Genomic DNA, 2,748 nt, shown 5'->3' on the forward strand with positions numbered 1-2,748 from the left:
ACGATATTAATTATTATTAATTTAAGAACAAAAGCCGCCGTATAATGTACCCTATAGGCACAGCCCAAGTGCTTCAAATTGTTTTAGCGTCGTACGTGAATAAAAAACAGCAACAAAGGAGCGTGTCAACGGTTTGAAAGACCTGCAGGACGACTTAGGTTCCTTAGAGCTGTTAGCCGGGATTGGTACGAAACATTCCGGGATTTCGTCCTTAAACCTGAAGCATTTTTGCGGCGTTGACATAGGCATACGGAACTTTAAAAGGGACATGCCGCTTGAAACGGAAGTAGTAAACGGAGTAAAAGTGCCTACGAAGGCCGAAATGTGCAGGATAAAGGGGTGGCTCGTCATTACGCGGAACGGCGTAAACGAGTACGCAGACTTCGTCTCGTTTTGCGATACTATGTCGCCTGACGAGATAATCGAAGCTCTGTCAAAGTTCGACGACTGCTACCCGCAGCCTGAGTGTTCGGAAAAGGCACTTTTTCAGCTGATACGGATGTTGAGCGATCCGAAGCCCTACGACCTTACGGACGAAAGGAAGCGCAACGTGCCCTGTTCCTGGGAATGCGTCCTTGAAAGATGCCAAAAGATAGCAGACATCATGTTCGATAATCTCATGCTGAAGGGTAAAGAAACCAACGAAAACGGCGAGCCGAAAACTAAACACCGCCACGTTGACGACAACTTTAACATGACGCCGCCGGGCATTGAAGACGCAATCCTGCGCGGCAGTTTCAAAGACGCAAAAAGGCTTGCACGAAGGATAGCAAAGGATCCTTTCGGCGAAACTGCCAGGCACCTTGAAGCGATACTTAAAGCCATACCAGAAGAGCTCGGAAGCTATGGTGTCGTTTGGTCAAGGTTTTTGGAACGGGCAAGGTCAAAACCTAAAAGATGCCCTTTGGAACCCAGGCCTTGTTAGGCTGCAAGAATCTGTCATTTGAGACAACGCACCGCCAAAGCATACTAAAATACGCCTTTATGGTTTGATGGGTTCTTTGATAAACTTTAAAAAAGTTTATCTTCTGCCATGTCAGCGACAAGACGGGCGTTCTGTGAGCTCTTCAAGCGCCTTTTTCATCTCTTCGGGCGAGGGAAGGGACAGGTCTATCTTTTAATGCCGTCGATCTTGTCTTCACTGGGAGGATGCTGTTATATGAAAATTTTGTTTTTGGATGAATCTGGAGATACCAATTTACGCAATGTTGACCCTGCATATCCGGTCTTTGTCCTCGCAGAAAGGGCACCTATCATCTGTCCGAGACACAAATCTTTTCTCTGAATTGATAGGGAACTAAAACTGGTGGATAAGAAAGATAATGTAGCCGGGCTTCAGATAGCTGACCTTGTCGTAACCCCTATTGGCTGGTGGGCAATGGGAAAAGGGCACACGAGGATTGGGAAATCATAAAAACTAAATTTCGTAAGGACAGCAAAACTGGTCGAATAGAAGGTTACGGGTTGATTGCACTGCCGAAAGATTAAACATTAAGGGCTGGAGTCCGCTACGCAGCCCCCAGCCCTCAATTACATAATGATATTATAACAAAATTTAAATAACAGCCAAATTTTTGGCTCTAGGTTTTGAGTCGCGACGAGCTTATGTATGATTTTCCGGCCTTTCCGGATAATTAATGCAGATGTTACTTTAAACTTACACACGGCAGTGAAGGCAAGGCTCTTCCTAGGCAGCGGCATAAGCCCCTCTGTTTTATAGACCATAAAAAGAAACTTAAATCTTGAGACCGCAAAGCTTTACATCGCATTGGCCGAGTCCGACATGAGGGAGGCACACGAGACGGCATCGCCTTGTTTTGCGATCGTATGTCAACTGGCCAAGGTTTCTCGCACGGGTAAGGCCAAAGGGTTCGCTCATAAAACTTGAAGGCCTGACATGAGCAATGGGCTAAGGTTAAAGGTATGGGCTAATAGGGTAGAAACCTACGGCTAACGATTAAATTCAAGCCAACTATCGTCATTAAGTGCTTCTTCTCTCTGCCTTAGGTATTCAGTTGCTAGTTTAATCCTGCTATCAAACAGATCCATCATGATCTGGAATATATTTGTCGATTTCAACCTGTAAAAGCTTGCCTTGCCTTCCTTGCCGGTTCTTTCGCCTTTAGACGGCACGCTCGACAGGTACAAATGCTTCCCGTCGAAAACAAGCGCCAAACGACGGGTGGAGTCAAGCCACCTCGCGTTCTCTAAGCTTTTAGGCTCCTCGTCTGGCTTATCCCCAGACAGCAGCGTTTTGTAAGCCTCATAATATGCTAACTCACACTCCATTAAGCAATTCCTAAACAAACCTCTAAATAGATTCTCCGCCGTTGAAACGTGTACCCTCGGAACGGCCAGAGAGTACTCGCCCCTATAGTCATCTTTTTTGTTATGCAAGCCGTATTCCTTCTTAAAGACCATGACGTCTATGCCTTTTCGACAGCGCAGGTACTCTATAAAAGCCGCTTCGACCTCAGCGCCCTCAGGCATGAGCCAGACCTTTAAAAGCACCTCTCGTTTTGCCATCTTAGAATGTTCTTTAACGTCGTGCCACAGCTTGCAGCCGTTGACAAGATCGCCTGCGCAGATCTCCTCGAATTCCTGATCCTGAAATTCCCGCTTCACGGCAAAGGCCCTGCCGAAGCTCTTTGAAATAACCTTCCCATTACCCCGGCCGAGCGTGCACGATGGAGTTTTCTCAAGAGGGTCAAGCAGTCTCAAACACTGCGAGATAACCTGCGCAATTTC

The 2,748-nt window shown here is 46.7% G+C and carries 2 protein-coding genes; one reads left to right on the top strand and one right to left on the bottom strand.

Annotated elements, in window-relative coordinates:
• Positions 1-133 precede the first annotated feature (133 nt).
• Positions 134-925 (top strand): hypothetical protein, encoded by a 792-nt coding sequence (locus tag Q7P41_RS04740; RefSeq protein ID WP_303882550.1) that lies wholly within the window; start codon positions 134-136, stop codon positions 923-925.
• 1,025 nt (positions 926-1,950) lie between these two features.
• On the opposite strand, the gene Q7P41_RS04745 is transcribed toward Q7P41_RS04740, so the two are convergent.
• On the bottom strand, positions 1,951-2,748 hold a 798-nt coding region (locus Q7P41_RS04745; RefSeq protein ID WP_303882552.1), incomplete at its 5' end, for a hypothetical protein.

Source organism: Acetomicrobium mobile, assembly GCF_937920065.1.